This window comes from Alcaligenes faecalis, from assembly GCF_009497775.1.
Lineage (GTDB): Bacteria > Pseudomonadota > Gammaproteobacteria > Burkholderiales > Burkholderiaceae_B > Alcaligenes > Alcaligenes faecalis_D.
Window position 1 is genome coordinate 3294993 of record NZ_CP031012.1, and the last position, 22260, is coordinate 3317252.

General features: G+C 56.7%; 15 protein-coding genes. 4 read left to right on the forward strand and 11 right to left on the reverse strand.

Translation table 11 applies throughout. The annotated features are described in order from the left end of the window. Window positions 1-24 precede the first annotated feature (24 nt). The 4 genes from DUD43_RS15275 to DUD43_RS15290 all read right to left on the reverse strand — a co-directional run bounded on the left by DUD43_RS15275 (window position 25) and on the right by DUD43_RS15290 (window position 4745). Window positions 25-804, reverse strand: coding sequence for an ABC transporter ATP-binding protein (locus DUD43_RS15275; RefSeq protein WP_228125817.1), 780 nt, complete (start codon window positions 802-804; stop codon window positions 25-27). Further along, window positions 801-1568 carry an ABC transporter ATP-binding protein gene (locus tag DUD43_RS15280; protein ID WP_153230949.1) on the reverse strand — a complete coding sequence of 256 codons (768 nt, stop codon included), beginning with the start codon at window positions 1566-1568 and terminating at the stop codon, window positions 801-803. Before DUD43_RS15280 ends, DUD43_RS15275 begins: the two co-directional genes overlap by 4 nt. After that, window positions 1565-3460, reverse strand: a complete 1896-nt coding sequence (locus tag DUD43_RS15285) for an ABC transporter permease (protein WP_153230950.1) — start codon at window positions 3458-3460, stop codon at window positions 1565-1567. The genes DUD43_RS15280 and DUD43_RS15285 overlap by 4 nt, the downstream gene beginning before the upstream one ends. 67 nt (window positions 3461-3527) lie before the next feature. Continuing rightward, window positions 3528-4745: an ABC transporter substrate-binding protein gene (locus DUD43_RS15290; RefSeq protein WP_035273686.1), complete on the reverse strand. Its 1218-nt coding sequence runs from the start codon at window positions 4743-4745 to the stop codon at window positions 3528-3530. 474 nt (window positions 4746-5219) lie between these two features. Between DUD43_RS15290 and DUD43_RS15295 the strand changes: the two genes are divergently transcribed. Then, window positions 5220-7652 (forward strand): penicillin acylase family protein, encoded by a 2433-nt coding sequence (locus DUD43_RS15295; RefSeq protein WP_153230951.1) that lies wholly within the window; start codon window positions 5220-5222, stop codon window positions 7650-7652. Between the two features lie 73 nt (window positions 7653-7725). Here the strand turns inward: DUD43_RS15295 and DUD43_RS15300 are convergent, their stop codons facing one another. Further along, window positions 7726-8838, reverse strand: coding sequence for a sensor domain-containing diguanylate cyclase (locus tag DUD43_RS15300; protein WP_153230952.1), 1113 nt, complete (start codon window positions 8836-8838; stop codon window positions 7726-7728). Window positions 8839-8953: 115 nt separating this feature from the next. Next, complete coding sequence (locus DUD43_RS15305; RefSeq protein WP_153230953.1) at window positions 8954-9868, reverse strand: LysR family transcriptional regulator; 915 nt, start codon at window positions 9866-9868, stop codon at window positions 8954-8956. A 106-nt stretch (window positions 9869-9974) separates the two neighbouring features. Here DUD43_RS15305 and DUD43_RS15310 point away from each other — a divergent pair, with 106 nt between their 5' ends. Both DUD43_RS15310 and DUD43_RS15315 read left to right on the forward strand, forming a co-directional pair. Then, on the forward strand, window positions 9975-11564 hold the full coding sequence (locus DUD43_RS15310) for a sulfatase (RefSeq protein WP_153230954.1): 1590 nt from the start codon (window positions 9975-9977) through the stop codon (window positions 11562-11564). A 37-nt stretch (window positions 11565-11601) separates the two neighbouring features. Then, a complete protein-coding gene (locus DUD43_RS15315; RefSeq protein WP_153230955.1) occupies window positions 11602-12573 on the forward strand; it encodes a Bug family tripartite tricarboxylate transporter substrate binding protein in 972 nt (323 codons plus the stop codon). Between the two features lie 462 nt (window positions 12574-13035). Here the strand turns inward: DUD43_RS15315 and DUD43_RS19140 are convergent, their stop codons facing one another. The 4 genes from DUD43_RS19140 to DUD43_RS15335 all read right to left on the reverse strand — a co-directional run bounded on the left by DUD43_RS19140 (window position 13036) and on the right by DUD43_RS15335 (window position 16630). Further along, window positions 13036-13269 carry a hypothetical protein gene (locus DUD43_RS19140; protein WP_194273403.1) on the reverse strand — a complete coding sequence of 78 codons (234 nt, stop codon included), beginning with the start codon at window positions 13267-13269 and terminating at the stop codon, window positions 13036-13038. A 545-nt stretch (window positions 13270-13814) separates the two neighbouring features. Next, on the reverse strand, window positions 13815-14789 hold the full coding sequence (locus DUD43_RS15325; protein WP_153230957.1) for a Bug family tripartite tricarboxylate transporter substrate binding protein: 975 nt from the start codon (window positions 14787-14789) through the stop codon (window positions 13815-13817). A 21-nt stretch (window positions 14790-14810) separates the two neighbouring features. Further along, window positions 14811-15704 (reverse strand): MBL fold metallo-hydrolase, encoded by an 894-nt coding sequence (locus tag DUD43_RS15330; protein WP_042489475.1) that lies wholly within the window; start codon window positions 15702-15704, stop codon window positions 14811-14813. Between the two features lie 179 nt (window positions 15705-15883). Next, on the reverse strand, window positions 15884-16630 hold the full coding sequence (locus DUD43_RS15335) for a GntR family transcriptional regulator (RefSeq protein WP_153230958.1): 747 nt from the start codon (window positions 16628-16630) through the stop codon (window positions 15884-15886). Between the two features lie 195 nt (window positions 16631-16825). Here DUD43_RS15335 and DUD43_RS15340 point away from each other — a divergent pair, with 195 nt between their 5' ends. Beyond that, window positions 16826-20434 (forward strand): BTAD domain-containing putative transcriptional regulator, encoded by a 3609-nt coding sequence (locus DUD43_RS15340; protein ID WP_153230959.1) that lies wholly within the window; start codon window positions 16826-16828, stop codon window positions 20432-20434. 94 nt (window positions 20435-20528) lie between these two features. Here the strand turns inward: DUD43_RS15340 and DUD43_RS15345 are convergent, their stop codons facing one another. Beyond that, complete coding sequence (locus DUD43_RS15345; protein WP_153230960.1) at window positions 20529-22133, reverse strand: phospholipase D family protein; 1605 nt, start codon at window positions 22131-22133, stop codon at window positions 20529-20531. Between the last annotated feature and the right edge of the window lie 127 nt (window positions 22134-22260).

Here is a 22260-nt window from a genome sequence, read left to right on the forward strand (position 1 = left end):
CCTCCACGATCTGGAGGCCCGAAGTTAAACGGACAGGTAAGTGCGCCGCACTTGCTCGTTGGCACTTAATTCCTGCATGGCGCCACTGTACCGTATTTGCCCCTTTTCCAGCACATACGCCCGATCCGACACCAGCTCGGCAAAGTGCAGATTCTGCTCGGACAGCAAGATGCTGACCCCGGCCTGCTTCAGCTCCAGAATCATGTGCACCATCTGCTCCACAATCACGGGAGCCACACCCTCGGACGGTTCGTCCAGCAAGACCAGATAAGGATTGCCCATCAAGGTGCGCGCGACAGTCAGCATTTGCTGCTCGCCCCCACTCATCTGCCCACCGGGCCTGTCCTGCATCTGGCCCAGATTGGGAAACAGGCTGTACAAGCGTTCGGGCTGCCAGTGCGGAGCTGCTGTGCCATCCGGCCAGCGCCGTGCGGGCTGACGACCCACTTCCAGATTTTCTGTGACGCTTAAATCAGTAAAGATGCGCCGGTCTTCGGGCACAAAACCCAAACCGGCACGAGCGATTTCAAAGGGCTGCTTGTCGTGAATGGCTTGGCCCATGAACTCAATATGGCCGTCGGAGCGCTCCATCAAACCCATGATGGATTTCAAGGTAGTGGACTTGCCCGCACCGTTACGCCCCATCAAGGCAACGACCTCACCGCGTTGTACGGTCAGGGACAAGCCAAACAAGATATGCGCGGCGCCGTACCAGGCATTCAAGCCATCCACACTTAGCAAAGGCTGCTCGTCCACCGTGCCTGCGGCGATTCGCTCAGAACCGGCTAATAAATCCTGCGTCATGCTGGCTCCTTGCTCTCGAATGTTTTGCCTGTGCCAAAGTACACCTCCTGCACCTTGGGATGCTGACGGATATAGTCCGCATCCCCTTCCGCCACCAGCCGACCACGGGCCAGCACCAGCATGCGGTCCGAGTGCTCGAACACCACATCCATGCTGTGCTCGGTAAACAGCACACCCATATTGCGTTCGATCACCAGTTTTTTGGTCAGACGCATCAGCTCATTACGCTCTTTGGGGGCCATGCCTGCTGTGGGTTCGTCCATCAGCAAAAGACGCGGATCGTTGGCCAGTGCAATTGCCAGTTCTACCCGCTTCACATCACCATAAGCCAGCTCGCTGCAAGGCCGTTCGGCCTGTGCCAGCATGCCTACCTGATCGAGCAAATCCAGCGCACGCGCACGCTCGAACTGAGCCGCCCGACGCCAGAAGGAAAACAGCTTTTTCTGATGCGCCAGCAAGGCCATCTGGACGTTCTCCACCACCGTCAGGGATGCAAAAGTTGCGGCGATCTGAAAGGTACGGCCCACGCCCAAAGCAGCAATCTTGCGCGGGGCCAGCCCTACCAGTTCCTGATCGCCCAAACGCACCGATCCGGCTGTGGGCGTCAATTGCCCGCCCACCATATTGAAGGTGGTAGTTTTGCCAGCGCCATTGGGGCCGATCAAGGCCAGGAATTCCCCGGCCTGCACATCAAACTCGATACCGTCTACGGCCAGATTGCCACCAAACGCTTTTTTAAGACCTCGTACTTGCAGCAAACTCATGACGATGCCTCCGGTGCTACGCGGCGATGCGCCCAGCGTTTGAAAAAGCCGGCAATACCCTGCGGGAAAGCCAGAACCAGCAGCAGAATCACGCCGCCAAACAAGGCACGCCAATACTGTGTGATGCCCAGGAAGAAGTCCTGCAACAAGGTGAACACCGCTGCCCCCACCACCGGGCCAACCAGGGTTTGCAAACCACCCAGCAAGACCATGACCAAACCATCCACGGACTTGTTCACAGCGATCACTTCGGGCGAGACGCTACCCTTGGAAAACACGAACAAGGCACCGGCCAGACCGGCAAACGTGCCCGCCAGAATAAAGGTCAGCCACTGTACGCGCTTGACGGGGATGCCAATGGCCTCGGCCCGCAAGGCTGAATCCCGGCTGGCACGCATGGCGTAACCAAAGGGCGAGAACAAGATGCGACGCAAGAGGAAAGCCGCCACCACAACCAGCAGCAAGGCAAAGTAATAGTAGCGATCACCCGACAGCCACTCCGCAGGCCAGATACCGACCACGCCATTGGAGCCGCCTGTAAAACTATCCCACTGGTACACAATCGACCAGATAATCTGCGCGAAAGCCAAGGTCAGCATGGCCAGATAGACGCCTGACAGACGCACGCAGAACCAGCCAAAGATCAGCGCACCCAAACCTGCGACAGCCGGAGCCAGAACCAGGGACCAGCCCATGGACAAGGCAGCCGCCTTGAACAGCAGAGCCGCCGCATAAGCGCCCAGACCAAAGTAAGCGGCGTGACCAAAAGAGTTCATGCCCCCTGGTCCCATCATGAAATGCAGGCTCAAGGAGAACAGGGACAAAACCAGAATATCCAGAGCCAGCACAGGCGCGTACGGGAACCAGTCGCTCATCAAGGGCAAGGCAGCCATCACACCCAGAACCACCAGCACCATGATCTGGAACGCTCCACTACCGGCACGCAAAGGCGCTTCGATCGGAGCCGAGTTACGGCTGACGGCTTGAGCCTTTCCGAACAGGCCCCAGGGCCGGAACACCAGCACCACGGCCATGAAGATGAACTCCACTACCAGCGTCAATTTAGGAAAGGCAAAGTCCACACCAAAGAAGGTGACAGTACCCAGAGCGATACACAGGGCCTTCAATTCAGCGACGATCAAAGCAGCCACATAAGCACCGGGAATGGAGCCCATGCCACCGACCACCACAATCACAAAAGCATCCCCGATCACGCTCAAGTCCAGCAGCAGATTGGCGGGCTGACGTGGCAATTGCACAGCACCACCCAAACCGGCCAGGAAGGCGCCCAGTGCAAACACACCCGTAAACAGCCAGGCTTGATTCACACCCAACGCACCCAGCATTTGTCGGTCGTGGGTTGCGGCGCGCACCAGCACGCCCCAACGGGTACGGGTCAGCAAGAGCCACAGCAAGCCCAGCACCACGGGGCCAATCACGATCAGCACCAGGTCATAAACCGGGAAGAAGCGCCCTGCAATGGAAATGGAACCGTTCAGACCCGGAGCCAGTGGCCCCAGCAGATCTTCCGGCCCCCACACGGCCAAGGCTCCGTCATTGATCACCAGCACCAGGGCAAAGGTGGCCAATAACTGGAACAGCTCGGGCGCTTTATAAATACGCCGCAGCAGCACGATCTCCAGCAAAGCCCCCAATGCGCCCACCAGCAAGGCGGCCACAATCAAGCCTGCCCAGAATCCCAGCGCCGAACCACCCATGAATTGCACGGTGGAATACGCCATGTAGATGCCCAGCATGTACAGAGAGCCGTGTGCAAAGTTGACGATGCGTGTCACCCCAAAAATCAGGGACAAACCCGCCGCCACCAGGAACAAAGACGATGCCTCGGCCAGTCCGTTAAGGAACTGCACCCATAAACCCGATAAGGCCATTACTGCCTCGCGTCAGAAGTGGCGCGCCATTTGGCGCGCCGATCTACGAAATACTGCGTTCTTGGAATTATTGATTGGCCGCGGCAGGACGCCACTGGCTGACTTGCTCATCCGTAGGCTGTACATCCTTGCCATCGGCATAACGGATATTGGTCATGATGCCTTTGCCGTCCTGCTTGGCCAGCACACCCACATAGGCTCCCTGCGTGGATTGCTGATCTTGCGTACGGTAAGTGATGGGCCCAAAAGGCGTGACCACATCCAGACCACGGAAGGCTTTGATCATGGCTTCCGTGTCGGTAGAACCGGCTTTTTCAATACCGGCGGCAATCGACACAATCGTGCTGTAGCCAATAATCGTGCCCAGACGTGGGTGCTCTTTGTACTTGTCCTGATAGGCTTTCAGGAAGGCATTGTGCTCGGGCGTGTCGATGGCATACCAGGGGTAGCCCGTCACAATCCAGCCTTCCGGCGTTTCTTCACCCAAGGGGTCCAGGTACTCCGGCTCGCCAGTCAACATGCTGACCACCGGCAAGGCAGGGCTAAAGAACTGACGCTGATTACCGGCGCGAACCAAACGAGCCAGGTCGGACGCAAACAGTACGTTAAAGACCGCATCAGGCTTGGCTTCGGACAAAGCCTGCACCACGGCACCGGCATCGACCTTGCCCAATGGCGTGGCCTGTTCAGCCACGAACTCGATATCGGGCTGAGCTTCTTTCATCAAAGTCTTGAAGGTGGCAACGGCGGACTGACCGTACTCGTAGTTGGGGTACACAATCGCCCAACGCTTCTTGTTCAGCTTGACGGCTTCAGGCACCAGCATGGCCACCTGCATATAGGTGGAGTTGCGCAGGCGGAAGGTATAGCGGTTGCCATCGGCCCAGACAATCTTGTCGGTCAAAGGCTCGCTGGCCAGAAAGAATACTTTTTTGTGTTTGGCGAAGTCGGTAATGGCCAAGCCGATATTGGACAGGAAGGTCCCGGTCAGCACATCCACTTTTTCACGCGAGATCAATTCCTCGGCAGCGCGTACCGCATCACCGGGGTTGGAGTTGTCGTCCTTGATGATCAATTGCAGCTGCTTGCCGTGAATCCCCCCGGCCTGGTTGATCTGCTCAACCGCCAGCTCCATCCCGTTTCGATAAGGCCCCAAAAAAGCGGGCTGGGATTTATAGCTGTTCAGCTCCCCAATCTTGATCACCCCCTCGGCGGCAGCGGTGGCCCCCAAGGTTTGCAACATCATCGTTCCTGCCAGTGCTACCCCTGCAAATGTCTTGTTCATTGTCTTCTCCGTGGGCTTGTGAGGCGAAACACGACTCAGCAACTTGTCTTGTTTTAGTGATTTAAAGTGTACACATGGTATTTTTGCGAGTAAATCGGCCAAGACCTAGGGATATACCCTTGAACACTTTAAACATAAAACACAGCAAGCCACGCAGAAAGCCGTTAAAGCAAGGAGATGAAGAAGAAATGAGCAGAAAAAGTAGATAGCCTGAGAAGAGAAGAACCGCCGATATACAGTGACTACACTTAATAAGCCCAAAGATTAAAACGCAACCACCCCGCCTGGTTCCTGCACGCGCCGAATCATGGATTTCATAAACTGCTCCATCATATCCGGCAAGCCGCTTTTGTACTGGGGAAATCCTCTAGAAGGTTTCACCTGGAAATATCAATACCTAAAGAACTTTGACGTTATATTCTCAATAGATAAAAAAACGGTAGCCCCCACAGCTACGATTGAGGAGACCAGATTTTGACTTTCCCCCGTCGCTTCCCATCCCGACTGACCCTTGGCGTGCTGACCACCAGCGTCTTGCTGGCCGCCTGTGCCAGCGCCCCTGTAAGTGAGCGCAGCGTCACCATCAAGCGTGACAGCTATGGCACGCCGCATATCTATGCCGACAGCACCTATGGCCTGTTCTATGGCTACGCCTATGCCGTGGCGACGGACCGTCTGTACCAGATGGAAATTGCCAAGCGCTCTGGCTGGGGAACGGTAGCCGAAGTTCTGGGAGCGGATTTCCTGGAACTGGATAAAGTCACCCACAACAATATCGACCCGGACTCCATCCGCAAGCAATTGGCCGCCCTGTCCAAAGAAGACCGCGCCATGTTTGAGGGCTATGCCGCTGGCTTTACCCAGCGTGTACGCGAGGTGAAAGCCCAGCGCGATACCCTGATGCCCAAGGAGTTTCTGGACAAAGGCTTCGAGCCATCTGAATGGCAGCCCGAAGACATTGCCATGGTCTGGGTGGGCCTGATTCTGAACCGCTTCTTTGCCGGTACGGCGGAAGTGGCCAACCTGAATCTGCTGGAAACCCTGAAGGCCGACCAGGGCGCGGAGCGTGGCGAACAGCTCTACAAGCAATTGCGCTGGCTGAACGACCCCACTGCCCCAACCATCATTCCGCAACCAAAAGCCAAGACCGCGCTAGCCGATTTGCCTACGCATTTGCAGGCCCTGTCCTCGCAAGCGGCGCAGGACTATCTGCACAAGCAAGCCGTAGCCCTGGGCCCTACCGTGGCCGCCGGCACACCTACGGCCAGCAATGCCTGGTTGCTGGGCCCCGAAAAGACAAGTCACGGCCATGCCGTGCTGTACAACGGCCCGCAACAAGGCTGGTACACCCCGTCCATTACCTATAGCGTCGGCCTGCACGGTGCAGGCTATGACCTGACCGGCAGCACCGCCGTGGCCCTGCCCGCCATTCTGTTCGGCACCAATGGCCAGATTGCCTGGGGTTCCACAGTGGGTTCGCTGGACACCAACGACGTCTACCAATTGCGCTTGAAAGACGGTGATCCGCACAGCTACTGGTACAACAATGCCTGGCGTCCCATGGAGCACAAGCAGGTACGCATCAAAGTACGTGGCCAGGACGATGTGATGCTGGACGTCTACCGCGCGGCTCAAGGCTATGTCAGCAGCTGGGACAAGAAGAACAACACCGCCTACGCCAACCGCCGTACCTGGGAAGGCCGGGAAATTGAAACCCTGCTGGGCTGGGCACATGCGGCCAAGGCCAAGAACTGGGATCAATTCATGGCCCAGGCAGCTCGTGTCAGCGCCTCCATTACCTGGTTCTATGCCGATACCAAAAACAATATCGGTGCCGCTGCCTTGGGCCTCTTGCCCCAGCGTCCGGCCAATCAGGCCATCCAGTTCCCGGCAGCGGGCGACGGCAGCATGGAATGGCAAGGCTTCCTGAGCTTCGAGCACAACCCGAAAGTGCTGAACCCGCAGCAAGGCTATATCGCCAGCTGGAACAACAAGGCTTATGGCGCCTTGCTGGCTGACAACTCCAACTTCTCCTATGTGGACCGCGTGCAGGAACTGCTAGCACCGCTGCAAGCCAAGCAACGCCTGAGCGATGCAGAAATCTGGGGTATTGATTCCCTGGGCGCACGCTCTGACCTGAATGCGCGCTACTTCGCCCCCATCATCCAGGAAGCAGCCAAGCTGCCACGTGCCAGTGCCCTGGCCCGTCAGGCTGCCGAGCAATTGAAAGGCTGGGACTACAAGCTGCAGGTAGCCAGCAATGGCAAGCAATATGAAGGCAGTGCTCCAGCCGTGATGCAGGCCTGGATGCAAGCCGCAGTGCCGGTATTCTTGAAAGGTCGTTTGCCGGATAGCGTCTACAACACCTACACGCAAAGCCTGTACCCGGCCATGAATGATCCACGCAGCGCTCAGCCAGCCGCAGCAGCCAAGCTGATCTGGAACGCCATCCAGGGCCCGAATGCCGGTGTGCCACAAACGATTGATTTCCTGCAAGGTCGCCCGGCCCAGGAACTGGTGCTGGACGCGCTGGAACAAGCAGCCGCCTCCTTGCAAAAGTCACAGGGCGCACAAGCTCAGCAATGGCGTGCTCCTTCTGTTTCCATGCTGTTTGCGGCGCGCAATGCGATTGGAGTGCCATGGTCTGACCCTGCACATGAACGCCGCATCATGCCTTATCTGAACACCGGCAGCGCCCGCTTCCAGTACGTGCTGGACCCCGCTGGCGTGCGCATGTGTTCGGTTATGGCTCCGGGACAAAGTGGCTTCATCAATCCCAAAGGCGAAGCCGACACGCATCACTCGGATCAGCTGGAGATGTTTGCCGCCTTCAAGTGCAAGAACGATGCCATCAGCGCTCAGGACATAGACAAGGCCAGCCAGGAAAGCCAAACCCTGCGCTACTAAGTCGTAGATAGAAAACGGGGCCTGGAGCATTTGCTGCTCCAGGCCCCGTTTCTTTGTGCATCGCCCAACGGGCTTAGTCCTTCGCCACCACCTGATTGCGACCCGCACGCTTGGCTTGATACAAGCGCTGGTCAGCCTGCATCAGCACGTCCTCAATCACCTGACCGGGCTGGCACACCGCCAAACCCATACTGGCCGTAATCTGGAAGGACTCGCGGTCGTGGTTATAAAAGGTTTGTGCCTGCACCTGGCGCAAGAGCAAATCGGCAAAGCTCAAAGCCTGCGCATCACTACGGCCCGCCAGAATCAGCACAAACTCCTCGCCACCATAACGGGCCGCCAGATCATCCGGCCCCAGATGTGCCTTGAACAAAGAGGCGGTACGCGTCAGCACGTCGTCCCCCACCGAGTGGCCGTGGGTATCGTTGATCTGCTTGAAATGATCCAGATCCACCATCAGCACATGCAGCTTTTCATGTACCGGCCCCTGCCCCAGTTGACGGCTGACCGCGCCCCGGTTCAGCAAGCCCGTCAAGGTATCGTGCGTGGCTTGCCGATATAAACGCAGCAAAAGCCCCAGGTGAAAATAATTGGCTGTTAAAGCGACCACCAGCAAGGCTGTCAAAAGCCAAAGATCCTGCAAGCCTTTCATGCTTAGCCAGGTTCCCGAACTGACGCTGGCCAAAACCTGCAAAGCAATTAAGGCCCCTCCAACCAAGGCAGATTCCAGCAAGGTAAAGGGGAAAATGCTTAAGGTTGCCACCAGCAAGAAGGGAATAAAGCCATACCCCAGCACCACGTACTGGCCCGCCCCCGAGAGCGTCAGCAGCATATAGGCGTAAAAAGAGGCCGGCAAAATAAAGACCAGGCCGCTTAAAACATAAATGCGGGTAATGCGCTGGTGGCCGTTAAAAGCCAGCCACACACACAAGATCAATCCCCCCAGGCTCAACACACGCACTGCCATCAAATGCGCGGGCCAGCTGGGCAAAACCAGCCAGTCCATCAAAGTCCAAAGGGGCGTCAACAAAGCAAATAACAAGCCGACCAAGATGACACGGCTGCGCAAATACTCCATTCGGGCATGAATGAAGTCACGAGAATGATATTTCCCGCTCAGTGTGTCGCGCACCGAGCTAATACTGATCGCTTGCAAGTTTTTCCAGCCTTCCAGAATTGTTCCCATCAATCAATTCGCTAAGAAGAAACAAAGTAACATAACGGCAATTTTTAGTTACATGAGTTTGAAAAACAAGCTGTCAGTTCTTTCAGGGTCAGCCCGTGCTGACCCCGACTTACAATCACACCACTTGAGGTTGCTTACTCATCCAGCTAATTACCTCTTCCAACATCGGTTCGCCCGAATCCTGCGGGCGCCACAACAGACCGAGCTGACCATGCAAACGCGGGTCACTCCAGTCCAGCTCCAAAATACACAGCTCCGGGTAGACCGGCACCATGCTGCGTGTCATGGGTACTAAAAAATCGCTATTGACCGCCACACGGGCATTGGTATGCGCGTAGGCGGACTCGATCGCACAGGTGGGATACGGCAGGCCCTTGGCATCCAGGCTCAACTCGAAACTGCGCCGCATGGGGCTGTTACGCGGTGGCAGGATCCAGGGATATTCCAGCGTCTGCTCCCAGGTCACCTCATCTTGCTGCGCCAAAGGGTGCTTGCGGCAAGCGGCCACACCCAAAGGCACCATGCCCAGTGGCAAATACGCCATCGCCGGATTACGGCCTGCTTCATCCACACGACCAATAACCAGATCCAGCTCACCCTGTTCCAGATTGCGGCTCAAAATATCCAGCGTGCCTTCCTGAATACGGATATGGCATTGCGGATCGCGCTCGTGCAAATACACCAGCAGCTGCGGCAAATAAACCGCGGCCACCATAGGCGAAATACCCAAGGTAAATTGCTGGCGAAAGCCCTGCCTGTATTGCTCCAGAGTCGCATTCATGCGGTCAAGGCGATTCAACACCCCCTGGGCCTGAGAAACCAGCGCCAGGGCGGCTGGCAAAGGCTCAATCCCGCGAGCATGGCGCTCGAACAAGGGCATGCCTATATTGTCTTCAAAATCCTTGAGCCATTTTGACAAGGCAGGCTGAGTCATATTGGACTGCCGGGCCACATCGCTCATGCTTTTCTGTTCGCACAAACGAATTAAAACCTGCAGATGCTTTAAGCGAATGCGTTCACTCCAGCTCATGACTTACCTATATGAAAGAGGTATATATACCTGCAAGTTATTCAATTTAACATTATGGCTACTGCTTCCATAATGGGGATACCCAAAGCTACAAAATAGGCACTTCATGTCTCAGTCAGTACCCAATTTTTTATTGATTATTGCGGATCAACTCCGCGCGGACCATTTGGCTTGTTACGGCAATAAAGAAGTAAAAACGCCCAATCTGGATGCTTTAGCCGCTCGTGGTTGGAGTGCTGACCGATTTTACGTCGCCACCCCCATCTGTATGCCCAACCGTGCTTCCCTGATGACGGGTCGCATGCCTTCGCTGCACGGCGCCCGCCACAACGGCGTTCCCCTGCCCCTGGACTCCAGCACCTTTGTCGATGTACTGCGAGAAGCAGGCTGGAGCACGGCTTTGGTCGGCAAGGCGCACCTGCAAAATATAACGGATACCCCCCCGCTCTACCCACGCCCGGATGATCCTCCGACCAGGGGTGAAGCACGTCCTCCTTTGCCTACCAACGATTACGGCCAGGAATGTGGCCAATGGTGGCGCGATCGCGCCGATCACGGTGTTCAACTGCCTTTTTACGGCTACGAGCACGTGGACTTGGCCATTGATCACGGCGATCAGGTCTGGGGCGACTATGGTCGCTGGCTGCAGGATGAACACCCAGAGATCGCCGCCCTGTCCGGCCCGGAAAACGCTATCCCGACTCCGGACTACGAGTTAAGCCGCATTGGCCAAGCCTGGCGTACCCGTGTGCCAGAAGAGTACAGCACCACGGCCTGGATTGGTGAACGGACCCGCGCTGTGCTGGACAAATATGCCCAGGAACAACAGCCTTTCTTTATCCAGTGTTCCTTCCCGGACCCGCATCACCCCTTTACCCCGCACGGTCAGTACTGGGATATGTACAAGCCTGAAGAAGTCAGCCTGCCCGACTCCTTCCATCTGGGCCCGCATCCCCTGCCCGCGCATCTGCAATTGCTGCATCAGCTGCGTGATGAAGGCAAGGCTATCAAGCACACTCCCACGCTGTTTGCCTGCTCCGAGCGCGAGGCCCGCGAGGCGATTGCGCTGAACTACGGTTCCATCACGCATATTGATGCCGAGATCGGACGCATTCTGGATCATCTGGAGCGCACTGGTCAGGCGGAAAACACCATCGTCATGTTCATGAGTGATCATGGCGACTTCATGGGCGACCATCAATTGATGCTGAAGGGCCCTGTGCATTACCAGAGCATTATTCGCAGCCCCTTTATCTGGTTTGACCCCAAGGATGCGAAAACTCAAGGCACAAGCGGGGAAGTCTGCTCTACCATTGACGTCGCGCCTACGGTGCTGGAACGTGCGGGCCAGTTGCCTTACAACGGCATTCAGGGTCGCTCCTTGCTGAAAGTGATGCACAAGGAGCCTGTGGAGTGGCGCAAGGGTGTACTGATCGAGGAAGAAAACCAGCGCAAGCTGTTCAATACGCCTATTCGCACCAAGCTGCGCTCGCTGGTCACAAAGCAGCATCGTCTGAGCCTGTATGAAGGCGGTCAAATTGGAGAGCTGTACGATCTGCAAGCCGATCCGCTGGAACAGCATAATTTGTGGAATGAACCTGATGCACAAGCGTTAAAAACAACGCTTTTGTGTCAATTGATCGATACCATGATGGCTCACAGCGAAACCAGTCCTCTGCCTTTGGCGATTGCGTGAGCTGAATACTGTTAATTACCCCTATCTGGAGACATCTATGCCCACCCTTTCCTTGCTGCGCAAAGTAAGCATTTGTGCGCTGATCCTACCTTTGGCTACGCCAGTCCAGAGTGCCGAGGTGGCCACTATTGTGGTCAGCTCCGTGGCAGGTGGCCCGCTGGATGTCCTGGGTCGCATGTTGGCCCGCGAAGCCACTGAAACCACGGGTCAGACGATTGTGGTGGAGAACCGGGCGGGTGCAGCCGGTACGATTGCTGCTGAAGCGGTGGGCCGGGCCAAGCCGGATGGCAATACCTTGCTGCTGACACTGGATACGGTTGCCACGGCCAATCCGCATATTTACGTCAACAGCAAGTTCAAGATCGGGGAGTCCCTGGAGCTGGTGTCTTTGCTGGGTACTTTTGACCAGGTTCTGGTGGTTCCCAGCAAGACCGGCATCACCACACCTGCCGAGTTTCTGGACCGTGCGCGTGCCAAGCCCATGAATTACGGTTCGGCTGGTATGGGTTCGCCTGGGCATTTGATGATGTCGGCCTTGACGCAAGATAGTGGTATCAAGCTGGATCACATTCCGTATCGCAGCAATAGCGCTGTGGTCAATGATATGTATGGCGAGCGTCTGGACAGCGGCTTTCTGACGATTGCCGGTGTTTTGGGTCCGATCAAGGAAGGCTTGCTGACGCCTTTGGCAACTTCCGGCGGCAAGCGCAATCCTTTACTGCCTGAGGTCCCTACGTTGGCCGAAGCGAAATTGCCCGGTCTGGAGAACTTTGACGAGAGCTTCTCGTACCTGGTTTTCACTACCAAGGGTTCGCCTCCAGAGAAGATCAAGGCTTGGAACGAATTGCTCAGCGATATCGTGAAACGTCCTTCTACCGCCGAGACTTTGCGGATGCTGGATATTCAAGCCTACGATTCGTCCAAGGTTTCGCCAGCACAATGGGTACAGCAGCGTAGTGCGCGCTGGGAGCAGATTGTGCGGGACAACAATATTCGCTCTGATCAGTAATTGTTGGAATTACGGCCCCTGGTTTCAGGGGCCGTTTTTTTTGGGGCTGCGTAGGTATTGCTGAGGGCAGGCTTTCTTCGTGGAGTTGATTTGGGGGGGGGCTTAATGCTTGATGGCGAAGCAAGCTCGTAAAAAGAAGGGAGCAGGAGCAGGGAGCCGGTTAGTGCCGGTGTAGCCGTGGTCGGGCTGAGCACTTGCCGGTGCTGCGCACCGGTCCCCTTGTCAGGAGATAGCTACGGGCGCACCCTGAACTCCCGGGGTGGTTCGTCCCCCGGACGAACCACAAGCGCCCCGGTCAAACAACAGGGCGCTTGCACCCCTACGCTATCTCCTGACCGCGGCAAGTACTCTGATCCGCCCAACCACGGCTACACCGGCACCAACCGGCAGACTCACACTACTCTGCTACCTTCTTTTTAAGATGGAACTGAATGGCGCAATACGACGCGAGGTTTACTATTTTTATGCGCTGTTTATAGTGCGAAAGCTGTGGTGTGGTGTGGTGCCAGAAGTGGCCACGCCACCACCACCACCACCACCACCACCACCACCACCACCACCACCAACAACAACAACAACAACAACAACAACAACAACAACAACAACAATCAAAGCAAAAGCCAAAGCCAAAGCCAAAGCCAAAGCCAAAGCCAAAAGAGTAGCGCCCAAAAACCTTAAAGCCTCCTCCAGCATCATAAAAACGCTACTTAATCCCTACCCACTTTTTCTTCAGCTCCGGTCACCTCGCCTATCACCCACGTACTCAACCCAAGCTCAAAACCTGTCTGAAGCGTCCAAGAAAAACGAAGCCACCGTTCAACAAGTCCAAACCTTTTTTATTCTCCAGTGCTGTTTGGGCTATGCACACGATGTGGCTTGTTTTCTTGTGGGGCCCGGGTACGGCTTGTCGGGCGAGTCAGGGCTCTTGCCGCGGTCAGAGTGCTGGGGCGGGATGCAAGGGTCGTGCTGTTTGAGGAGCACGCTTGCGGTTTGTCCGGGGGACAAACCGCGCTCCGAGTTCACGACCCGCCCGCCCCAGCACTCTGACAAGGGTACCCACGCGCAGCGTGGGCAAGGGCCCCGCCAAGACAAGCCGTACCCGGGCCCCACAAGAAAACTATCTGCTCCCTTACGCAAAGCCCAAACAGCACGTCCAGAAGGAAGCCTCTCCTGCAGCAACCTCCCCATCAGCAGCAAAGCCCTCAACTGCCCCCACAGCGAAGCAATACAGCCCGCAAAAATCAATCCAAACTGATTCCCGCCCGAGTCACAATGTCATGCCAATAATCCGCCTCCGCAGGCAGCCCCTTCCGAAACTCCTCGGCCGACACCTTGGACAGCAAATACCCCTGATCCAGTAACTTCTTGCGAATCTCCGGATCCGCCAAGACTTTCTCCAAAGCCCCTTCAATCTTGGCCACGATCTCCGTGTCCGTCCCGGCAGGAACCGCCAACGCCCACCAGTTACTGATCACCACATCCTTGTAGCCCAGCTCCTCCATCGTAGGGACATCGGGTAAAGCCGGGAAACGCTCTGGCAAGGCCACAGCCAAAGCCTTCAAACGACCCTCTGGCAAAAAGGCCGCCCCCAAACCATAGCTGCTGACAAACATCTGCACTTCATTGCTCAACAAAGCCTGAATCCCCGGCGCCGAGCCTCGATAATGAATGCCCAGCATGTCGCCTTCCAGGGCCTCGGACAACTTCCAGGCCGACAGCTCCGGCGTGGTGCCCGCCCCCGGCGTCCCGTAATTCACCTGCCCCTTGCGCTGCTGAACATAATCCCGAAATTCAGCCATATTCTTCACCGGCAACTGCCCATTCACATAAACCAGAGCCGCCGCATCAGCCACCTTGTTGATCACATACAAATCCTTGAAAGGCTCATAGCCCATGTTCTTGTACAGGAACTGATTGATCACAAAATTATTGGTCGCTGAAAACAGCAAGGTGTAGCCGTCCGGCTTGGAGCGCGCCACCATTTGCGTGCCGATATTGCCGCCCGCGCCAGTCTTGTAATCCGTAATCACCGTCTGCCCCAGCTCCCGAGACAGCTCGGGCTGCAAGATACGGAAAATGATGTCACCCGCCGCTCCCGGAGGGTAAGGAATCACCACTCGCACAGGATGATCAGGATAATCCGCCCAGGCCGGTCCCACCGCCCCCAGGCCAAGCGCGACCAGAAGGCCCGCGACAGTCTTTTTAATTGCTTGCATCTTGTCTCCCCCGCGCGCCTTTTACAGGTCTATGCGCATCAAATCCGTTGCCAAACGCAAATCGCCTTTATAGCTTTTGCGAATATCCCGAGCCACTTCATCCAGGCGCTCCGGCCCCATCAAATCAACCGGCAGATGATTACCCGCCGCGCGTTTAATCACCGGACTGGTGGAATCGTAATGCCCGAAATGGGTGGCCACTAAACTCTTCACATTGGCTTTGCGAGCGATCTCACCCAGTTGCAAAGGACTGGTATGAGCAAACGTCCCCACCCCTGATTCCGCACGATGCTTCAGGAAAGACTCCGGGAACGTGCACTCGTGTATCAGCAAATCGGCATCCTGCGCCAGACGTATCATGGACTCGCAAGGAGCCGTGTCGCCACTGAACGCCACAACCTTGCCTTCGGCTTCCATGCGAATGCCAAAACAATCCGTAATTTCGGTAGGAATGTGGTCCACCACATCAATGTAGATTTTGACGTCCTCGTCCTCGTACATCAGACCAGGTTCCACCTCGAAGACCTCGGGGCGCACAGCTTCGATATTTTTCTGACGCGCCGGATAAGCTGCACGGGCCTGAATGTCCACACGGAACGCACCATTCTCGAAGGAATGATCCACAAAATCCTGCGTACCCTTGGGACCAAAAACCTTCAGCTTGCCTTCACGGTTAAAGACCCAGCTGGACAGTACAAAAAACGGCAGGCCACAAACGTGGTCATAGTGCAGATGGCTTAAAAATACCCAGGGCACATCGGCCGGATTGATATTGGCCTTCACCATCTGACGCGTGGACCCTTCGCCGCAATCAAACAGGTAATTCTTGCCGTTCTCCAGCGTCACCAAAATGGACGACTGAGCACGGTCGGGATCTGGCAGCGCAGCGCCGGTGCCAAGCATGGTTATCTTCACGTAAAACTCCTCCAAACAGATAAAAACATCCGGCACAAGAACAGTGCCTTTTCCATAAAGTCATAAAGTTCTATTTTTAGGACTTTATGAGAAAAGTGTACACCCCGCTATCCAGCGGAATAACTTGGTGTTTTTACCTAGGAGCGTCGTAAAGGCGCATCGCGCCTGGGATGGCAGGCTTAAAAGCCCGGTGTCAGCTCAGTCTGAATGCTGAGGTATTTGGCGGGATAAAAGACCTGCGCCGCATAAACCAGTTGATTTGCACGGTTCACAATCAGGCGAATCACGCGCACCACAGGCATGCCTATGTCCATGTTCAGATGGCGCGCCAAATCAGCATCAGCAACCCGCACGGTCAGTGTTTGACGAATGGTATGAATCTGCTCGCGAGCCAGACGATTGAGCACCAGCAGCACAGGTTCCTGGCCTAATTCAGGCTGCAAGGTCTGCGCCAGGGGATTCAGGACGTAGACCGTATTCAGGCTGTAAGCCACGCCATCGGCGTAATTCACACGGCTGGTCCACCAATATTCATCGGGCAAGGACTGCCCGGTGATTTCAATGGGCAAGGCTCCCAGACCATTGCCCAGCTCCACCATGACCGAATCCAGACGCGTCAGATGTTCGATCAAGGCATCCCAATTGGTGGGCAACATCAGCCAATGATCCTGCGCAACGTCACCAATGACAAAAGTGCCCTTGCCGCGCGTGCGCTCGATCAGACCTTCATGTTCCAGCTCATCCAGCGCCGCCCGCACCGTAGCGCGTGAAACGCCGTATTCCTGCATCAGCTCTTCCAGCGTGGGGATACGCGTGCCCACCGGCCATTCGCCACGCTCCAGGCGCGCTCGCAAGGTATATTTCACCTTGAGCGACAGAGGCAATTTGGACTGTTTGCGCAGTGAAGAACGTGTGGGATCAACCATACGAAGAGGCAACCAAGCACAGGAAAGTGACAAGTCCACATCATAGCCTGCGATGAGATAAGCCGGAGATATCCCAAAAAGGTTTAACCTTGAACAAGCAAAGCGTTTATTTTTGCAAAAGTTAGTAAACGAAAATTAAACGGATCGGATACATTATCCCAATCATTGCTTAACTCTTGATACGAGCCCGAGCCCATGGATGTCTTGCCTTCCTCCGCCTCGCACTTGGCCCAAATTTACCTGCTCGGTACCTACCGACTACTGGTTCAAGGGCAATGCCGCGCACAACTCATTAACTACGATAAAGCGCGTATTTTGTTGTCCATGTTGGCCTTGGCCCAGGGCAAGCCTATCAGTCGCAGCCGTCTGGCTGAAACGATCTGGCATGAAGACCCTATCAGTGTGGGCCGCGCTCGTTTGCGCCACGCGCTGCATGCCCTGCGCCGCGCCTTTGAGGGCTGTGATCAGGCCCTGCACATTACCAATGACGCCCTGGCCCTGGACCCCAGTCGCGCCCAGGTGGATGTGCTCAGCCTGCTGCAACACCCCAGCCAGCCATCGCTGAACGATCTGGAGCGCCTGAATCTGTATCAGGGCCCCTTGCTGGGGCAGGTCAAACTGCACCATGGCGAGCAGCTACAGGATTGGTTGCAGGATACACAGCAAAACATTCGTCAAACTCTGTCGCAATGCCGTGACCGTTACATACAGTCTGGCCTGAGCGCGCTGCCTACGCCGCAAGCAATCAGTTACCTTAAACGCTGGCTCCTGATCTGGCCGGAAGAGGAAAAACTGCATCAAGAGCTGATTCGACTGCTGAAACAGGAAGGTCAGCACGAAGCCGCCCTGCACGCCTATGAGCAGTGTTCGGTCTTGCTGGCCGACCGCCTGGGTTGCGAGCCCAGCGCCCAGACACGCAATCTGGTGGATTTGCCGGCCCGCTCGATCAGCCCCGCCAAATCCCTGCCCACGACGGTCTCTTTGCGCCTGCGTCCCCTGGCCGCAGTCGGCTTTTGCCTGCGCTTTGAGCCCGGCCATCGTCATGCCTGTGAACGCGGCGGCTATTTGCTGGAACAAAGCCGTCAGACCTTGCAGACTTTGATCGAACAGCATGGCGGCTGGCCCTGTGAGGCCGGTCCCAATCAGTTGATTGCCTACTTCGGTTATCCCGAGTTGCTGGAGTCGCCTGTCGCACAAGCAGCTGCATTGGCGCGGGTTGCCGCAACCTTGCGCATGGATGAGCACGTCAAGCTGAGTATCGCCCTGCATGCCGATCTGGCCATGGACGATCACAGTGCCTACCCCGACCCTTGGGGCCAATTGGCACAAGTGGTGCTGCCCTTGAGCTGGGAAGCCAGCCCCGGCGCACCGCGTATCAGCGTGCAGGCTGCTCTGCGTCTGGACACCAAGGATGTGCAAGGCCCGCTGGGTCGCCAGAATGAAGCCCTGTGGCTGAATCTGAGCCCCTCCGATGCGGACCATACGCGTTTAACCAGCCGCGTCTATGGCCGCTCGCAAGAGTTCGACCATCTGGTGCAAGCCTGGTCACATATCGGTCCTAATCGTGCCTTGCATCACATTGCCATTCACGGTCGCGCCCATATCGGCAAGAGCCTGCTGGTGCAGTCGCTGGCGGACTATGTGCAGAAAACTGCCCACCACTGCATTGTGCTGAATTGTCGTGAAGAGAAGCGCCGCGTGGCCTGGCACCCGATTCGCCTCTGGCTGCACGAGCAAATTGCCGATTACATCGCCGCGCAAAACGGCAAGCAGCGCGATCCTTTCTCCGTGCAGACCCTGCAAGAGGCACTGGAAATCAGCCCCAAACAGGCCCAGTCCCTGCATCAATGGTTGAACAGCGGCCCGGACGAACAGGACCTGAACGAGCCTTCCACGGCTCATATGGACTTGCTGTTCAACTTGCTGAGCGGCACTGGCAATTCGCCGCGCCGTCGCCTGCTGATTATTGAAACCGTGCAATGGGCCGACCCGCCTACCCAGCGCCTGATCCGCTTGCTGGCGCACACCGCCCCGCGTCACCCGACCTTGCTGCTGACGACCAGCCGCAAGCCCGGCCATGGCCTGGAACGTGCCGAGCACCTGAGCCTGCGTACGCTGGACCGCTCCAGCATCAACAGCCTGTTAAGTGGTCAACGAGGACAACGCCTGGCGCGAGATAAACGCAGCCGTCTGGTCAAGCTAAGCGCGGGCAATCCTGGCCACGCCAATGAGCTGCTGCGCTGTCACGAACTGAATAGCGAATGCAGCGATGCCTTGTGCCTGACTGACCTGATCTGCACCCAGTACCACAGCCTCCTGCCCGCCACGCGTCACATCCTGAGCAGCATCGCCTTGCAGGAACACCCCATTTCCATCGACGAACTGGCTCTGATGCTGCGCCAGGAAAACACCGCTTTGAGCAGCGGCTTGGACACCTTGGCAACACTGGACTTGATTGATGTGCATGACAAGCATGTCTCCTGCCTGCCGCTGGTCTCCCAGGCGCTGGAACGTGTGGCCATGCAGGAAGAACTGCGCCAGGCCCACTACGCCATCGCCCAGCACGGCATACGCCGTCGTCATGCGCCCGAGTATGTTGCCCTGCATCTGTGCGAAGCCGAAAGTCCGGAAGCCGCTTTCTGGTGGCAACGCGCTGCCCGCGAGGCTCTGGCGCAGGACGATTTGCGTCAGGCCAGCCAATACCTGCAACGCTCCTTGAACCGCAGCGAGCTGATTGAGGACCTGCAAGTACGCCAAACCCTGCAATTTGAATGCCGCATGCTGCAAGGCGCCATTGAGTCCTCCTTGTACGGCCCGGCCTCGGCCTCTACGGCCATGGCCTACGAGCTGGGCCATGAGCTGCATGACGAGCACGATTCGGATCAGGTCATGGTCAGCTTGTGGACAGCCTGGACAGCTTTCCAGGCCCAGGGCAACTTCGAACAAGCCCTGCAAAAAGCACGCCAGCTGCTGGCCCTGGCCAATGAAACCAGCCACGATCAAAACCGCAGCTGGGCCTTGTACGCAATTGGTCAGCATGAGCTGTGGAAAGGGAACGTTACCAATGCCATCCAGACGCTAAACCTGAGTCTGGCTGTCTTTGATGACCTGAAGGAGCAAAACAGCCGTCAGGCCATTGCCGAGCACTTCCCTCAGTCCATTACTTTTGGAACCCTGAGCGTCGCCCTGGCCTTGAAAGGCAATATGGACGCTGCACAGCAGCACGCCCATCTGGCCTTGCAATCCTTGCGTGAGGACACCGCCTTTTCCCTGCGCGCCATTACCCATTTGTTCGTTATGCAGGCCTACTACCTGATGGAACAGCTGGAAGACTGTCTGCAAGTGGCCGAGCTGTCCCTGCAAGAGCTGCAAAAATCACATAACCCCGAGCCCTGGTCTGCGCTTAGCCGCTCTTACCTGCACTATTGCCATGTAATGCTGCATGGCCGCGAAACCAGCCTGCAATCCCTGCTCGATTGCGTACAGATCGCCCAGTACGGCCTGCCCATCACCGCCGACGGCCTGATGAGCCGCATTGCCCGTGCCATGATTCGCCTGGGCCGCAGCAATGAAGCCATGCCCTGGCTGGACAAGGCGGCCGCTCAAGGACTGCGCTACGACACCGACAGCCTGGGCACCGAGCTGCACTGTGTGCGCGGTGATGCCTGGATGGCTCTGGGCGAAAACGCGCAAGCCTTGCAAGAGTGGAATCTGGCCGAGCAACACATGGAAAAACATGGACTACGTCGCTACGCAGACTGGATTCAGACCCGCCGACAGGCCGTACAAAAACTCAAAGTCTAGTCAGCAACGGGCTACGCCAACATGAAAATGCCCCCAAGGATAACGCTTTATCCTTGGGGGCATTTCACATCAAACGTAAGTGCCTGAATCGGGCTTAAAGCAGCCACTCGATTGGCAAGATAGACAAGACGCCAACCCCGGCTCGTCGCCAGATACTGGCATTAGGCTCGGAAGTGAAAAAGCGCTGGGTGCCGTCTTCGTTCAGTTGAATCCACACCAGATCGCCCTTCTCGTCCAGTTCCACACGATAGCTGCGGTAAGGCAGGACTTCCTCAAAACTCTTGGACAGGGCCTGCGCCATTTCAGAGCTTTCAATAATAAAACCCAGTTCCGTATTCAAATTGACCGAGCGCGGATCGAAATTGAAGGAGCCAACAAACAAGCGCTTGCCATCCACCGCAAAGGTCTTGGCATGCAAGGCCGAACCCGAACTACCAAAAGGCCCGGAACCGTGGCGGGTCGGGTTATCCAAGGTGGGGCGCAGCTCCAGCAATTGCACACCCGCTTCAAGCAAAGCCTTGCGTCGTTTCGCATAACCTGCATGTACAGCCGTCACGTCTGTTGCAGCCAGGGAGTTGGTCAGAATACGGACCTTCATGCCAGGCCGTTTCATCATTTCCTCAAAGGCCCGCACACCCGCAGCGGTAGGCACAAAATACGAGGACACCAGATCCACCTGGCTGGTGGGTTTACCCAGCACATGGTCCATCTGCCAAACCAGCAACTGCTCCGGGTTAACGGGCCCTAAAGCCTTGGCCGGATCATCGCTGATCATGGTGGTGCGCGCCCACTGGAAATCCAGCTCGCCACGCACTAAATAACTGACCAGATCGGACTCGCGCAGCACCTGCTGGTAATCCTTGGCGCGTGGCTGACCTTCAGCCTCTTGCAACTTCGCCTGAAACTTCACCAGCGCTTCCGGCCCGCCTGTCTTGATCAGGCTGTCCACCGGATAGGCCGATTGGCTGGCCCAGTAACGATCAAAATCCTTGGAGACGTCCTGCACCACGGCACCAATTGCCATCACGTCCAGATCCGCAAACAGGACGTCCTGAGTCGCACCGAAGTACTCATCGCCCACATTGCGCCCACCAATAATGGTGACCTGGTTATCCACGGTGAAAGACTTGTTGTGCATGCGCCGGTTCAGGCGGGAAAAGTCCGTCAGAAAACCCAAGGGCTTGGGCCAGCGCAGCACAAAGGGGTTGAACAGCCGCACCTCCACATTGGGATGGGCATTCAGGGCGGCCAAGGTATCATCCAGCCCGGTGATACCGTTGTCATCAATCAACAAACGCACACGCACGCCGCGCTCGGCAGCCTGCAACAAGGTGCCCAGCATCAAGGTGCCGGTGGTGTCGCCCCGCCAGATGTAATACTGCACATCCAGCGTTTTTTGAGCGGCAAACGCCAGCAAGGCACGGGCGGCATAAGCGTCGTGCGGATCGAACAAAGGATAAATGCCGGTCAGGCCCGGATGCTCCTGTGCCATGGGGGCCACCGCCTGGCCAATCATGGTGTCCCTGGCCTGATCCAGCGGCAAAGCCTCGCTTTGACTACGTCCTTCCAGCGAAGGCAAGGCACAGCCTGTCAGGCCGGCCACCAAGGCGCCACCCGCCATCAAGCTGCGCCAGAAAAAGGACGGAGCTTGCCCCGAGGAACGGGGTATCGTCGGCTTCTTGGCGGGGTCGATTTTCATGAAAGCATCTCTGTGGGCATGGGTATCGCTCCACATAGTAGCACCGCCCCTGTGGCCAATCCCTGGCACGTTTCGCAATCAATACTTGCAGCAAGTGGCAGGGCGGACAACAATAAAGCATCCGCCC